We start from the raw sequence: 12,999 nt of genomic DNA on the forward strand, positions 1-12,999 counted from the left end.
GTACCAAGGACGACATGAGCCAGCAGCACTCCGCCGCACCGGCCCCCACCTCCGCCGTCGCCACCGTCTCCGAGCGCCACGACTGGTGGCGGGACGCGGTCATCTACCAGGTGTACCCGCGCAGCTTCGCCGACAGCAACGGCGACGGCATGGGCGACCTGGAGGGTGTCCGCACCCGCCTGCCGTACCTGCGCGACCTGGGCGTGGACGCCGTGTGGCTCAGCCCCTTCTACGCCTCCCCGCAGGCCGACGCCGGCTACGACGTCGCCGACTACCGGGCCGTCGACCCCATGTTCGGCACCCTCCTGGACGCCGACGCACTGATCCGCGACGCCCACGCGCTGGGCCTGCGCATCATCGTCGACCTGGTGCCCAACCACTCCTCCGACCAGTACGACTGGTTCAAGCGCGCCCTGGCGGAGGGGCCCGGCTCCCCGCTGCGCGACCGCTACCACTTCCGCCCCGGCAAGGGGAAGAACGGCGAACTGCCGCCCAACGACTGGGAGTCCATCTTCGGCGGCCCCGCCTGGACCCGGGTCACCGAGCCCGACGGCACGCCGGGGGAGTGGTACCTGCACCTGTTCGCCCCCGAGCAGCCCGACTTCAACTGGGAGCACCCGGCCGTCGGCGACGAGTTCCGCTCCATCCTGCGGTTCTGGCTGGACATGGGCGTGGACGGCTTCCGCATCGACGTCGCCCACGGCATGGTGAAGGCCGAAGGGCTGCCCGACCTGGGATCCCACGAGCAGTTGAAGCTGCTGGGCAACGATGTCATGCCGTTCTTCGACCAGGACGGCGTGCACGCCATCTACCGGCAGTGGCGCCGCATCCTCGACGAGTACTCCGGCGAGCGCATCTTCGTCGCGGAGGCGTGGACCCCGACCGTCGAGCGCACCGCCAACTACGTCCGCCCCGACGAGCTGCACCAGGCGTTCAACTTCCAGTACCTGGGCACCCACTGGGACGCCGAGGAACTGCGCGCGGTCATCGACCGCACCCTGGACGCCATGCGCCCGGTCGGCGCCCCCGCCACCTGGGTGCTGTCCAACCACGACGTCACCCGGCACGCCACCCGCTTCGCCAACCCGGCGGGCCTCGGCACCCAGATCCGCCTGGCCGGCGACCGCGCCCTGGGCCTGCGCCGGGCCCGCGCCGCGACCCTCCTCATGCTGGCCCTGCCGGGCTCGGCCTACGTCTACCAGGGTGAGGAGCTGGGCCTCCCGGACGTCGTCGACCTGCCGGACGAGGTGCGCCAGGACCCGGCGTACTTCCGCGGTGCCGGCCAGGACGGCTTCCGCGACGGCTGCCGGGTGCCGATCCCCTGGACCCGTGAGGGGTCGTCGTACGGCTTCGGCGACGGCGGCAGCTGGCTGCCGCAGCCGGCCGGCTGGGGCGAGCTGAGCGTCGAGGCGCAGACCGGCGAGCCCGGCTCGACCCTGGAGCTGTACCGCGCGGCCCTGGCCGTCCGCCGCTCCACCGCCGACCTCGGCGCGGGCGACGCGGTGGAGTGGCTGCGCGCCCCCGAGGGCGTCGTCGCCTTCCGGCGCGGGGACTTCGTGTGCGTCGCCAACACCACCGGCGAGTCGGTGGCGATGCCCGCGTACGGCCGCGTCCTGCTGGCCAGCGGCGAGATCACCGAGGCGGCCGGCGAGGCCAAGGTGCCCGCGGACACGACCGTGTGGTGGACCCGGGCCTGACCCCCGGTGCCACGAGGCCCGCCGCCTCCCCTCCCAGGGAAGCGGCGGGCCTCGCCGTACCGCCGTCACACGTCGGTGCGGATCACCACGTCCAGGGTCCGCGGGCCGTGCACGCCCTCGACCCGTTCCAGTTCGATGTCGGAGGTGGCCGACGGACCGCTGATCAGCGTCGTCGGCCGCTCCGGCACCAGCCGGGCCACCGCCTCCGGCACGCCGACCGTCACCGAGGACAGGTCGACGACGCACACGTGCAGGTCGGGGACGAGGGACAGCGCCCGGCGGCCCTGGCCCGGCGAGCCGTCCAGGAAGATCGTGCCGGTCTCCGCGCAGCTGACGGCGGAGGCGGTCACCACCGCGTCCAGCGCGTCGAGCGCGGGCGCCGGGACGTCCGCGGAGTCCTCCCGGACCTCGCCGTCGTAGGCGCCCAGCCAGGCGGGGTCGAGTCCGGCCGGCACCCCGACCCTCCGGGCCCCGCGCTCGCGCAGCACCCCGGCGACGACCGCCGCGGTACGGTCGGCCGTGCACGGGTGCACCCGCGCCCTGTAGTCGACCAGCCGGTCCACGAACAGGGCGAGCCGCTCCTCGTCGGGCAGGGTGCGGCCGGTGCGGTAGGCGCGGGGCACGCTCACCTCGGGGGTGCCGGAGAGGGCGAGGGCGTCCCTGACCCGGCCGAGCACCGTCTCTCGTGCGTTCACCGCTGCTCCTCGGGGTCGTGGGGACCGGCGGCGCCGGTGGGACCGGGGGCGGGCACGCCCTCCTCGGCCGCCGCCCGCAGGGTGGCCGCGCCCTCGGCGGAGGCCAGCCAGGAGCGGAAGGTCTGCTTGGGCGGCGCCGGCGTGTCCCGGCTGTCGCTCCAGCTGTCGAACGGCGGCGGCAGGTGCGAGAACGTCCCGTCCCGTCCGGCCAGGACGCGGCCCGCCCCGGCCGCCTTCTGCGCGGCGGTGAACAGCTTCGGCCGCTTCATCACCGCGGCCGCCGTCCGCATCGCCAGCTTCTCCGCCGTCACCCCGGACCGCTCCGTGTGCTGGTGGCGCAGCTCGACGAGCAGCGACGGGATGTCGATCTTCACCGGGCAGGCGTCGAAGCAGGCCCCGCAGAGGCTGGAGGCGTACGGCAGCGAACTGTTGGGGTCGCCCTTGGCCTCGTGCATCCCGGCCAGCTGCGGGGTCAGTACCGCGCCGATCGGCCCCGGGTAGGTCGAACCGTAGGCGTGGCCGCCGGCCCGCTCGTAGACGGGGCAGACGTTGAGACAGGCCGAGCAGCGGATGCAGTTGAGGGCCTCGCGCCCGATCCGGTCCGCGAGCGCCGCCGTACGCCCGTTGTCGAGCAGCACGAGATGGAACTCCTGCGGCCCGTCGCCCGGCGTCACCCCGGTCCACATCGAGGTGTACGGGTTCATCCGCTCGCCGGTCGAGGAGCGCGGCAGCAACTGCAGGAAGACCTCCAGGTCCCGGTACCGGGGGAGCACCTTCTCGATGCCCATGACGGTGATCAGCGTCCGGGGCATCGTCAGGCACATGCGGCCGTTGCCCTCGGACTCGACCACCGACAGGGTGCCGGTCTCGGCGATGCCGAAGTTGGCGCCGGAGACGGCGACCGGGGTCGTCATGAACTTCTCGCGCAGATAGGCGCGGGCCGCCGCCGCCAGGTGGGCGGGGACGGAGTCGAGGTCCGGATCGACGCCCGGGATCTCCCGGCGGAAGATGTCGCGGACCTCGTCGCGGTTGCGGTGGATCGCCGGGACCAGGATGTGCGACGGCTTGTCGTGGGCGAGCTGCACGATCAGCTCGGCCAGGTCGGTCTCGTACGCGGTGACGCCCTGCGTATCGAGGTGCTCGTTGAGCCCGATCTCCTGGGTCGCCATCGACTTGACCTTGATGACCTCGTCGCTGCCGGTCTCCTTGACCAGCCGGGTGACGATCTCGTTGGCCTCGACGCCGTCGCGCGCCCAGTGGACGGTGCCGCCGTGCTCGGTGACCTTCCGCTCCAGTTGCTCCAGCAGCTCGGGCAGCCGGTTCATGGTCTCCGTCTTGATCGCCGAACCGGCGTCGCGCAGCCGCTCCCAGTCCGGCAGTTCACCGGTGACCGCGAGCCGCTTGGCGCGGATGGAGCGGGTGGCCTTGCCGAGGTTGCGGCGCAGCTGCTCGTTGCGCAGTTCGCCGCTCGCGGCCTTGGGGAACTTCCGGTCGCCGCGCAGGTTGCCGGTCCCGTAGGGGGAGCGGGGCGGGGCGGCCGGCATGCCGAGGAAGGTGCTGCTCATCGGGCGGCCTCCGTCAGGGCGTACGGCGCGGTGCGGGTCGAGGCGAGGATCTGTGCCAGGTGCAGGGTGCGGGTGCCGGCCTTGATGCGGGACAGGCCGCCGCCGATGTGCATCAGGCAGGAGGCGTCACCGGCCGTGCACACGTCGGCCCCGGTGCCGGTGACGTGGCGCATCTTGTCCTGGAGCATGGCGGAGGACGTCTCGCCGTTCTTGACCGCGAAGGTGCCGCCGAAGCCGCAGCAGGCGTCGGCCTCGGGCAGCTCCACCAGGTCGATGCCCTCGACCGCGCGCAGCAGCCGCAGCGGCTTGTCGCCGACCCGCAGCATCCGCAGCGAGTGGCAGGTGGGGTGGTACGTCACCCGGTGCGGGAAGTACGCGCCGACCCGGGTCACGTCCAGGACGTCGACGAGGAACTCCGACAACTCGTACGTCTTGGCCTTCACGGCGGCGACCCCGGACCGCAGCGCCGCGTCGCCGTACCGCTCGGCGACGATCTCGTGCTGGTGGCGGACCGAGCCGGCGCACGAGCCGGACGGCATCACCACCGCCTCGATCGACGGATCGCCGAACTGCTCGGCGAAGCCCCGCACCAGAGGGACCGGTTCACGCTGGTAGCCGGTGTTGACGTGCATCTGGCCGCAGCAGGTCTGCTCCGGCGGGAACACCACGTCGTGCCCCAGGCGGGCCAGCAGTACCGCGGTGGATTTCACCGCCTCGGGGAAGAGCGTGTCTCCCAGACAGGTGGCGAAGAGTCCGATGCGCATGGGGCCTCCTCGGTGGTTCTTATGGTCGGACCATACTAGCCTCGGTCCGCAAAAGGAAGGGAACTTCTTTGGTCGGACCTTATTGACATGCGACATCTTCAGTGACCTACTGAGAGACCGTTCGTCAGCGACAGGGCGCCCAGGCCGCTCGGGGCTCGGGGCACCCGGCGTCGGCATGGCGCGCAGACCTCAGGAGGAGCACTTCCGTGACCACCGCGCCACCGGCCGTCCTCGCGGCCTTCACCCCCGACGTGGCCGCCGTCGGGGACAGCCTCACCGCCACCGCCCTCCTGGGCCTGGTCCCCCTCGCGGCCTTCTTCCTGCTGCTGATGGCGGCCAGGCGCCCGGCCCTGGAGTCCGCGCTGGGCGCGCTGCTCGTCGCCCTGCTCGTGGCGGTGTTCGGGTACGGGATGCCGGTGAGGCTCGGCGTCCTCTCCGCCACCCAGGGCGCGGTCTTCGGCCTCTTCCCGGTGATGCTGATCGTCGTCGCCGCGATCTGGTTCTACGAACTCACCGTGATCAGCAAACGCTTCGAGGACCTGCGCCGCTCCTTCAGTGCCGTCGGCCGCGGCGACCTGCGCGTCCAGGCCATGCTCATCGCCTTCTGCTTCGGCGGCCTGCTGGAGGCCCTGGCCGGCTTCGGCGCCCCCGTCGCGATCACCGCCGCGATGCTGATGGCGCTCGGACTGCCGAAGATCAGGTCGGCCGTCACCGTCCTGCTCGCCAACACCGCGCCGGTCGCCTTCGGCGCCATGGCCATCCCCATCACCACCGCAGGCAACCTCACCGGCATCCCGGCCGAGGACGTCGCCGCGGTGATCGGCCGGCAGAGCCCGCTGCTCGCCCTCTTCGTGCCGCTGCTGCTGCTCTTCGTCGTCGACGGGCGGCGCGGTGTCCGGCAACTGTGGCCCATCGCCCTGGTCACCGGGTTCGTCTTCGCCCTCGCCCAGTTCTGGTGCGCGTCCCACTTCGCCTACGAACTCACCGACGTCGTCGCCTCACTCGCCGGCTTCGCCGCCGCGGTGCTCATGCTGCGCTTCTGGGCCCCGAAGACCCCCGACGACCAGCGCTCCCGGGTCGAGCCGGAGCCGCTGACTCCGCGCCGGGTCACCCTGGCCGTGCTGCCGTACGTCCTGGTCATCGCGATCTTCGGGCTCGCCAAGCTGAACGTCGGCGGACTGGACGTGCCCGGGCTGCTCGGCAAGGCCACCCTCGAGCTGGAATGGCCCGGCCTGTACGGCCACCTCCTCGCCCCCGACGGCTCCCCGTCCGGCAGCGCGGTCTACAGGCTGGAGGTCCTGGGCAACCCCGGCACCCTGCTGATCGTCTCCGGGCTCCTCGTGATGCTCGCGTACGGCCTGGCGGGCGACACCGACCGCTACCCGATGACCGCCCGCATGGGCCTGGCCGCCGCGGCGCGCACCCTGAGGAACATGCGCACCGCCATCGCCACGGTCGCCACCGTGCTGGCGCTCGGCTACGTCATGAACCAGTCCGGCCAGACGGTCGCGATCGGCACCTGGCTCGCCGCCGTCGGCGGACTCTTCGCCCTGCTCTCCCCGGTACTCGGCTGGCTCGGCACCGCCGTCACCGGCTCCGACACCTCGGCCAACGCCCTGTTCGCGACCCTGCAGCAGACCGCCGGGCAGGGCGCGGGGATCGACCCGACCCTGCTGGTCGCCGCCAACACCTCCGGCGGCGTCGTCGGCAAGATGGTCAGCCCGCAGAACCTGACCATCGCCGCCACCGCGGTCGAACGGCCGGGCTCCGAAGGCGTCCTGCTGGGCAGGGTCGCCGGATACAGCGTCGGGATGCTGGTGATCCTGTGCGTCCTGGTCTACCTGCAGTCCCTGCCGGTGCTGTCCTGGATGCTGCCGTAACCCGACGGGACGGGCGTCAGCCGTTGACCAGCGTGCCGTGGAAGCCGCGGATGTGCTTCTCGGCGAGGTCGGCGGCCCGCCCGCCCTCGCCCGCGCGCACCAGCCGCAGCAGTTCGGTGTGCTCGGCGTTCAGCGCCGCGGCCGTGGCGGGCCAGTCCTCGGTCGCCTCCAGGGCCCGCAGGATCAGCGGGCGCACCGACTCGCGCACGGCCGAGGTGAGGGTGGAGGTGAGCTGGTTGCCGGAGCTGCGGGCGATCTGGACGTGGAAGCGGGTGTCGAGGTCGTTGAACTCGGGCACGTCCACGCCCGGTTCGCCCATGGCCGCGACGAGCGCCGCCGCCTCGTCGAGGTCCTCCGCCGAGGCGTGCCGCGCCGCCGCCTCGAAACTGGAGCGCTCCAGCACCACCCGGGCCTCCAGCACGTCCTCCAGGCCGTAGCTGCCGAGGGCGAAGTGCAGCCGCAGCAGCCGGCCGAGTGCGTCGTCGGGGTTGCGCACGATCCGCGCGCCGGCGTCCGGGCCCCGGCCCGCCTGGGCGACCAGCACCCCGATCGTCTCCAGCACCCGCAGTGCCTCGCGCAGCGCCGACCGGCTCACCCCGAGGACGGGTGCCAGCTCGCGCTCCGGGGGCAGCCGGTCCCCGGCCTTCAGCTCCCCGGCCAGCACGCGCTCCTCGATGCTCTGGAGCACGAGTTCGTGTGTGCGCGACTGCCGCACGGGCTGCCACTCGACGGGCATCCGCCACTCCCTCGCTCGGCCGGACGTTCCTGGTCCCAACTATGTCACACAGGGCATGTGGTCGGACCAAATCGCCCGAACCTCCCGGCGGGCGACGGTCGTGAAAGTTCTTGCCGTTACTTTCATGTGTCTTGCCGCAACTCTTGCGGCAGCGCTACGGTCTCGCCGGGGTCGGACCCGAACGAGCCGCAGTCGCAAGGAGTTCACGCCTGTGATACCGAGATGGCCGGTGCCTGTCGCGCGCCGTACCGCACGAGTGAGACGGGTCGCGGCCGTCACCGTGACCGTGCTCGCCGCCGCCCTGCTCCCCCCGCTCGCCGCGCGCGCCGACGCCCCGCCCGCGCCCCCGTCCGACGCGAAGCTGGCGAAGACCGCCGCGCGCCACGACCTGACCCGCGAGCAGTTCTACTTCGTCCTGCCGGACCGCTTCGCCAACGGGGACGCCGAGAACGACCGCGGCGGCCTGACCGGCACCCGGCTCACCACCGGCTACGACCCCACCGACAAGGGCTTCTACCAGGGCGGCGACCTCAAGGGCCTGACCCGGAAGCTCGACTACATCAAGGGCCTGGGCACCACCGCCATCTGGATGGCGCCCCTCTTCAAGAACCAGCCCGTGCAGGGCACCGGCAAGGACGCCTCCGCCGGTTACCACGGTTACTGGATCACCGACTTCACCCAGGTCGACCCGCACTTCGGCACCAACCAGGACCTGAAGAACCTCGTCTCCAAGGCCCACGCCAAGGGCATGAAGGTCTTCTTCGACGTCATCACCAACCACACCGCCGACGTCGTCGACTACGAGGAGAAGTCCTACGACTACCTCTCCAAGGGCGCCTTCCCCTACCTGACCCGGGACGGAAAGCCCTTCGACGACGCCGACTACGCGGACGGCGAGCGCCGCTTCCCCCGCGTCGGCTCCGGCTCCTTCCCGCGCACCCCGACGGTCCCGGCCGCCAAGAAGAACCTCAAGGTCCCCTCCTGGCTCAACGACCCGGCGATGTACCACAACCGGGGCGACTCCACCTGGGCCGGCGAGTCCGCCACCTACGGCGACTTCAACGGCCTCGACGACCTGTGGACCGAGCGTCCCGAGGTCGTCAGCGGCATGGAGAAGATCTACCAGCGGTGGGTGAAGGACTTCGCCATCGACGGCTTCCGGATCGACACCGTGAAGCACGTCAACATGGAGTTCTGGACCCAGTGGGCGACCGCGCTGGACGCCTACGCCGCCAAGAAGGGCCGCGACGACTTCTTCATGTTCGGCGAGGTCTACTCCGCCGACACCTCCGTCACCGCCCCCTACGTCACCCGGGGCCGCCTGGACTCCACCCTGGACTTCCCCTTCCAGGACGCGGCCCGCGCCTACGCGTCCCAGGGCGGCAGCGCCAAGAAGCTCGCCTCGGTCTTCGGCGACGACTACAAGTACACGACCGACAAGGCCAACGCGTACGAGCAGGTCACCTTCCTCGGCAACCACGACATGGGCCGCATCGGGACCTTCCTCAAGCAGGACGACCCCGAGGCCACCGACGCCGAACTCCTGCAGAAGGACCGGCTCGCCAACGAGCTGATGTTCCTCAGCCGCGGCAACCCGGTGGTTTACTACGGCGACGAGCAGGGCTTCACCGGCGCCGGCGGCGACAAGGACGCCCGCCAGCCGATGTTCGCCTCCCGCACCGCCGACTACCTCGACGACGACCAGCTCGGCACCGACCGCACCCACGCCGAGGCCGCCTACGACACGAGCGCCCCGCTCTACCGGCAGATCAGCGCCCTCGCCGAGCTCCGCAAGGCCAACCCGGCCCTCGCCGACGGCGTCCAGACCGAGCGCTACGCGGCCGACGGCCCCGGCGTCTACGCCTTCTCCCGCACCGACGCGAAGACCGGCACCGAGTACGTCGTCGCCTTCAACAACGCCGAAGCCCCGAAGAGCGCCACCTTCGCCACCGGCTCGGCCGGCATGGCCTTCCGCGGCATCCACGGCACCGACGCCACCGTGAAGTCGGGCGCCGACAAGAAGGTCACCGTCACCGTCCCGGCCCGGTCGGCCGTCGTCCTCAAGGCCGCGGGACCGCTCGCCCAGCCCGCCGCCAAGCCGACGATCACCCTGCACGCCCCGGACCCCGGCGCCACCGGCACCGTCGAGCTGAACGCCGACGTCGCGGGCGGCCAGCTCAACCGCGTCGTCTTCGCCGCCCAAACCGGGAACGGCGAGTGGCGCACCCTCGGCACCGCCGACCACGCGCCCTACAAGGTCACCCAGGCCATCGACGCGGACACCCCGCCCGGCACCGCCCTGCGCTACAAGGCGGTCGTCGTGGACTCGGCGGGCCGCACCGCGAGCGCCACGGCCGCCTCCACCACCGGCACCCCGCCCGCCGAGGAGGTGCCCACCGCCGCCTCCCGCGACTACGCGGTCGTGCACTACAAGCGCGCCGACGGGAACTACGACGACTGGGGCCTGTACGCCTGGGGCGACCTCGCCGACGGTGAGGCGACCACCTGGCCCGAGACCCACCCCTTCACCGGCCGGGACGCCTACGGCGCCTTCGCCTACGTCAAGCTCAAGCCCGGCGCGTCGAACGTCGGCTTCCTCGTCATCGACAAGGACGGCAACAAGGACGTCGCCGCCGACCGCACCATCGACGTCACCGAGACCGGCGAGGTGTGGATCGAGCAGGGCAAGGAACAGGTCGCCACGGAGCGGCCCGAGTACCCGGCCCAGGACACCACCAAGGCCGTACTGCACTACCAGCGCGCCGACGGGAACTACGACGGCTGGGGCCTGCACGTCTGGGGCGACGCCGCGAACCCCACCGACTGGGCCAAGCCGCTCCAGCCGGTCCGGACCGACCCCTACGGCGCGGTCTTCGAGGTGCCCCTCACCGAGGGCGCGAGCAGCCTCAGTTACATCGTGCACAAGGGCGACGAGAAGGACCTGCCCACCGACCAGGCCCTCGACCTCAAGGCCGACGGCCACGAGGTGTGGCTGCTGAGCGGCCGGGAGGAGTACCTGCTGCCGCAGCCCGCGGGCTCGGCCGCGGCCGTCGACCTCACCACCTCCAAGGCCGTCTGGATCGACCGGAACACCGTCGCCTGGAACGGCTCCGAGGGCGCCGCCTCCACCCAGCTGCTCGCCTCCCGCACCGGATCCGTCACCGCCGAAGACGGCAGGCTCACCGGCGCCGACCAGCAGTGGCTCCGCCTGACGAAGAGCGCCCTCACCGACGCCCAGAAGGCCAAGTTCCCGCACCTGAAGGAGTACACCGCCTGGTCGGTCGACCCGCGCGACCGCGACCGGGTCCGCGAGGCCCTGCGCGGCCAGGTCGTCGCCGCCCAGCGCACCGCCACCGGCGCCCTGCTCGCCGCGACCGGCGTACAGACCGCCGGCGTCCTGGACGACCTGTACGCGGACCGGGCTGCCGGGGCCGACCTCGGTCCGGTCTTCCGGCACGGCCGCCCCACCCTCTCCGTGTGGGCGCCGACCGCGCAGGACGTGCAGCTCGAGATCGGCGACCGCACCGTGCGGATGCGCCGCGACGACGCCACCGGCGTCTGGTCCGCCACCGGCCCGAAGTCCTGGAAGGGCAAGCCCTACCGGTACGCCGTCAAGGTCTGGGCGCCCTCCGCGGGCGAGGTCGTCACCAACAAGGTCACCGACCCGTACTCCCTCGCCCTGACCACCGACTCCGAGCGCAGTCTCGTCGTCGACCTGGACGACCGCAGGCTCGCCCCGCGCGGCTGGGAGCACTACCGCAAGCCCGAGGCGGTGCCGCTCAGGGACGCCCAGATCCAGGAACTGCACATCCGCGACTTCTCCGTCGCCGACCCGACGGCGGACGCGGACAACCGGGGCACCTACCTCGCCTTCACCGACGAGAAGAGCGACGGCTCCAAGCACCTGCGCGAGCTGGCCGAGGCCGGCACGTCCTACGTGCACCTGCTGCCCGCCTTCGACATCGCCACCATCCCCGAGAGGAAGTCCGAGCAGACGGCGCCCGACTGCGACCTCGCCGCCCTCCCCGCCGACTCCGGGAAGCAGCAGGAGTGCGTGACGAAGGCCGCCGCCAAGGACGCCTTCAACTGGGGCTACGACCCGTACCACTACACGGTCCCCGAGGGCTCCTACGCCACCGACCCGGACGGCACCGAGCGCACCGTCGAGTTCCGCAAGATGGTCAAGGCCCTCAACGACGACGGCCTGCGCGTCGTCATGGACGTCGTCTACAACCACACGGCCGCGAGCGGACAGGCGAAGACCAGCGTCCTCGACCGGATCGTGCCCGGCTACTACCAGCGGCTGCTCGCCGACGGCACGGTCGCGAGCAGCACCTGCTGCGCCAACACCGCCACCGAGAACGCCATGATGGGCAAGCTCGTCGTCGACTCGGTCGTCACCTGGGCCAAGGAGTACAAGGTCGACGGCTTCCGCTTCGACCTCATGGGCCACCACCCCAAGGCCAACATCCTCGCGGTCCGCAAGGCGCTGGACGAACTGACCCTCGCCAAGGACGGCGTCGACGGCAAGAAGGTCATCCTGTACGGCGAGGGCTGGAACTTCGGCGAGGTCGCCGACGACGCCCGCTTCGTCCAGGCCACCCAGAAGAACATGGCCGGCACCGGCATCGCCACCTTCTCCGACCGGGCCCGCGACGCCGTGCGCGGCGGCGGCCCGTTCGACGAGGACCCCGGCGTGCAGGGCTTCGCCTCCGGCCTCTACACCGACCCCAACTCCTCGGAGGCCAACGGCACCGAGGCCGAGCAGAAGGCCCGCCTCCTGCACTACCAGGACCTGATCAAGGTCGGCCTGACCGGCAACCTCGCCGGCTACACCTTCACCGACACCCACGGCAAGGAGGTCAAGGGCTCCGAGGTCGACTACAACGGCGCCCCCGCCGGATACGCGGCGGCACCCGGCGACGCCCTCGCCTACGCCGACGCGCACGACAACGAGTCCCTCTTCGACGCGCTCGCCTTCAAGCTGCCGAAGGACACGTCCGCCGACGACCGGGCCCGCATGCAGGTCCTCGCCATGGCGACCGCCACCCTCTCGCAGGGCCCGGCGCTCTCCCAGGCGGGCACCGACCTGCTGCGCTCCAAGTCGCTGGACCGCAACTCCTACGACAGCGGCGACTGGTTCAACGCCCTGCACTGGAACTGCGCCGACGGCAACGGCTTCGGCCGCGGCCTGCCACCGGCCGCCGACAACCAGGACAAGTGGCCCTACGCCAAGCCCCTGCTCGGCACGGTGCGGGTCGGCTGCCCGCAGATCGACGGCGCCTCGGCGGCCTACCGGGACCTGCTGAGGATCCGCAGCGGCGAGAAGGACTTCTCCCTCGCCACGGCCGCGCGGGTGCAGTCCCGGCTCTCCTTCCCGCTCTCCGGCAAGGACGAGACACCCGGGGTGATCACCATGAGCCTCGGCGACCTCGTCGTCGTCTTCAACGCCACGCCCGAGCGCCGGGAACAGCGCGTCGGCGCGGCGGCCGGGACCGGCTACCGGCTGCACCCGGTGCAGGCGGCGGGCGCGGACGCGGTGGTGAAGGAGTCGGCATACGCGGCGAAGACCGGCACCTTCACCGTGCCGGCCCGCACCGTCGCGGTCTTCGAGCGCACCGGCTGAGGGCGGGGGACCTGCGGTTAGGGTGAGCCCTGCCGG

7 protein-coding genes are annotated in these 12,999 nt (G+C 71.9%); 3 read left to right on the forward strand and 4 right to left on the reverse strand.

Features of this window, described 5'->3' with window-relative positions:
* Positions 1-14: 14 nt before the first annotated feature.
* The gene (locus NI25_RS28130; RefSeq protein WP_061445124.1) at positions 15-1,697 is read left to right on the forward strand and encodes a glycoside hydrolase family 13 protein; all 1,683 of its coding nucleotides are present in this window, start codon (positions 15-17) and stop codon (positions 1,695-1,697) included.
* Between the two features lie 65 nt (positions 1,698-1,762).
* Here NI25_RS28130 and NI25_RS28135 read toward each other — a convergent pair whose 3' ends face one another.
* From NI25_RS28135 to NI25_RS28145, 3 genes are read right to left on the reverse strand one after another with little or no spacing between them, the layout of a single operon-like run.
* Positions 1,763-2,392, reverse strand: coding sequence for a LutC/YkgG family protein (locus tag NI25_RS28135; RefSeq protein WP_061445125.1), 630 nt, complete (start codon positions 2,390-2,392; stop codon positions 1,763-1,765).
* Positions 2,389-3,957 (reverse strand): lactate utilization protein B, encoded by a 1,569-nt coding sequence (locus tag NI25_RS28140; protein WP_061445126.1) that lies wholly within the window; start codon positions 3,955-3,957, stop codon positions 2,389-2,391. The genes NI25_RS28135 and NI25_RS28140 overlap by 4 nt, the downstream gene beginning before the upstream one ends.
* A complete protein-coding gene (locus tag NI25_RS28145; protein ID WP_061445127.1) occupies positions 3,954-4,721 on the reverse strand; it encodes a (Fe-S)-binding protein in 768 nt (255 codons plus the stop codon). The genes NI25_RS28140 and NI25_RS28145 overlap by 4 nt, the downstream gene beginning before the upstream one ends.
* Before the next feature lie 206 nt (positions 4,722-4,927).
* Between NI25_RS28145 and NI25_RS28150 the strand changes: the two genes are divergently transcribed.
* The gene (locus NI25_RS28150; RefSeq protein WP_061445128.1) at positions 4,928-6,601 is read left to right on the forward strand and encodes an L-lactate permease; all 1,674 of its coding nucleotides are present in this window, start codon (positions 4,928-4,930) and stop codon (positions 6,599-6,601) included.
* A 16-nt stretch (positions 6,602-6,617) separates the two neighbouring features.
* On the opposite strand, the gene NI25_RS28155 is transcribed toward NI25_RS28150, so the two are convergent.
* A complete protein-coding gene (locus tag NI25_RS28155) occupies positions 6,618-7,337 on the reverse strand; it encodes a FadR/GntR family transcriptional regulator (protein ID WP_061445129.1) in 720 nt (239 codons plus the stop codon).
* 211 nt (positions 7,338-7,548) lie between these two features.
* On the opposite strand from NI25_RS28155, the gene pulA reads away from it, so the two are divergent.
* Positions 7,549-12,963 carry a pullulanase-type alpha-1,6-glucosidase gene (gene pulA, locus NI25_RS28160; protein ID WP_061445130.1) on the forward strand — a complete coding sequence of 1,805 codons (5,415 nt, stop codon included), beginning with the start codon at positions 7,549-7,551 and terminating at the stop codon, positions 12,961-12,963.
* Positions 12,964-12,999 lie beyond the last annotated feature (36 nt).

The sequence above is a fragment of the Streptomyces sp. CCM_MD2014 genome, assembly GCF_000772045.1.
Taxonomy (GTDB): domain Bacteria; phylum Actinomycetota; class Actinomycetes; order Streptomycetales; family Streptomycetaceae; genus Streptomyces; species Streptomyces salinarius.

What these genes read in the sequence shown, in the direction of transcription:
- NI25_RS28155 (WP_061445129.1), bottom strand. Translation starts at nt 7,337, where the DNA reads ATGCCCGTCGAGTGGCAGCCCGTGCGGCAGTCGCGCACACACGAACTC.
- NI25_RS28145 (WP_061445127.1), bottom strand. Translation starts at nt 4,721, where the DNA reads ATGCGCATCGGACTCTTCGCCACCTGTCTGGGAGACACGCTCTTCCCC.
- NI25_RS28130 (WP_061445124.1), top strand. Translation starts at nt 15, where the DNA reads ATGAGCCAGCAGCACTCCGCCGCACCGGCCCCCACCTCCGCCGTCGCC.
- NI25_RS28140 (WP_061445126.1), bottom strand. Translation starts at nt 3,957, where the DNA reads ATGAGCAGCACCTTCCTCGGCATGCCGGCCGCCCCGCCCCGCTCCCCC.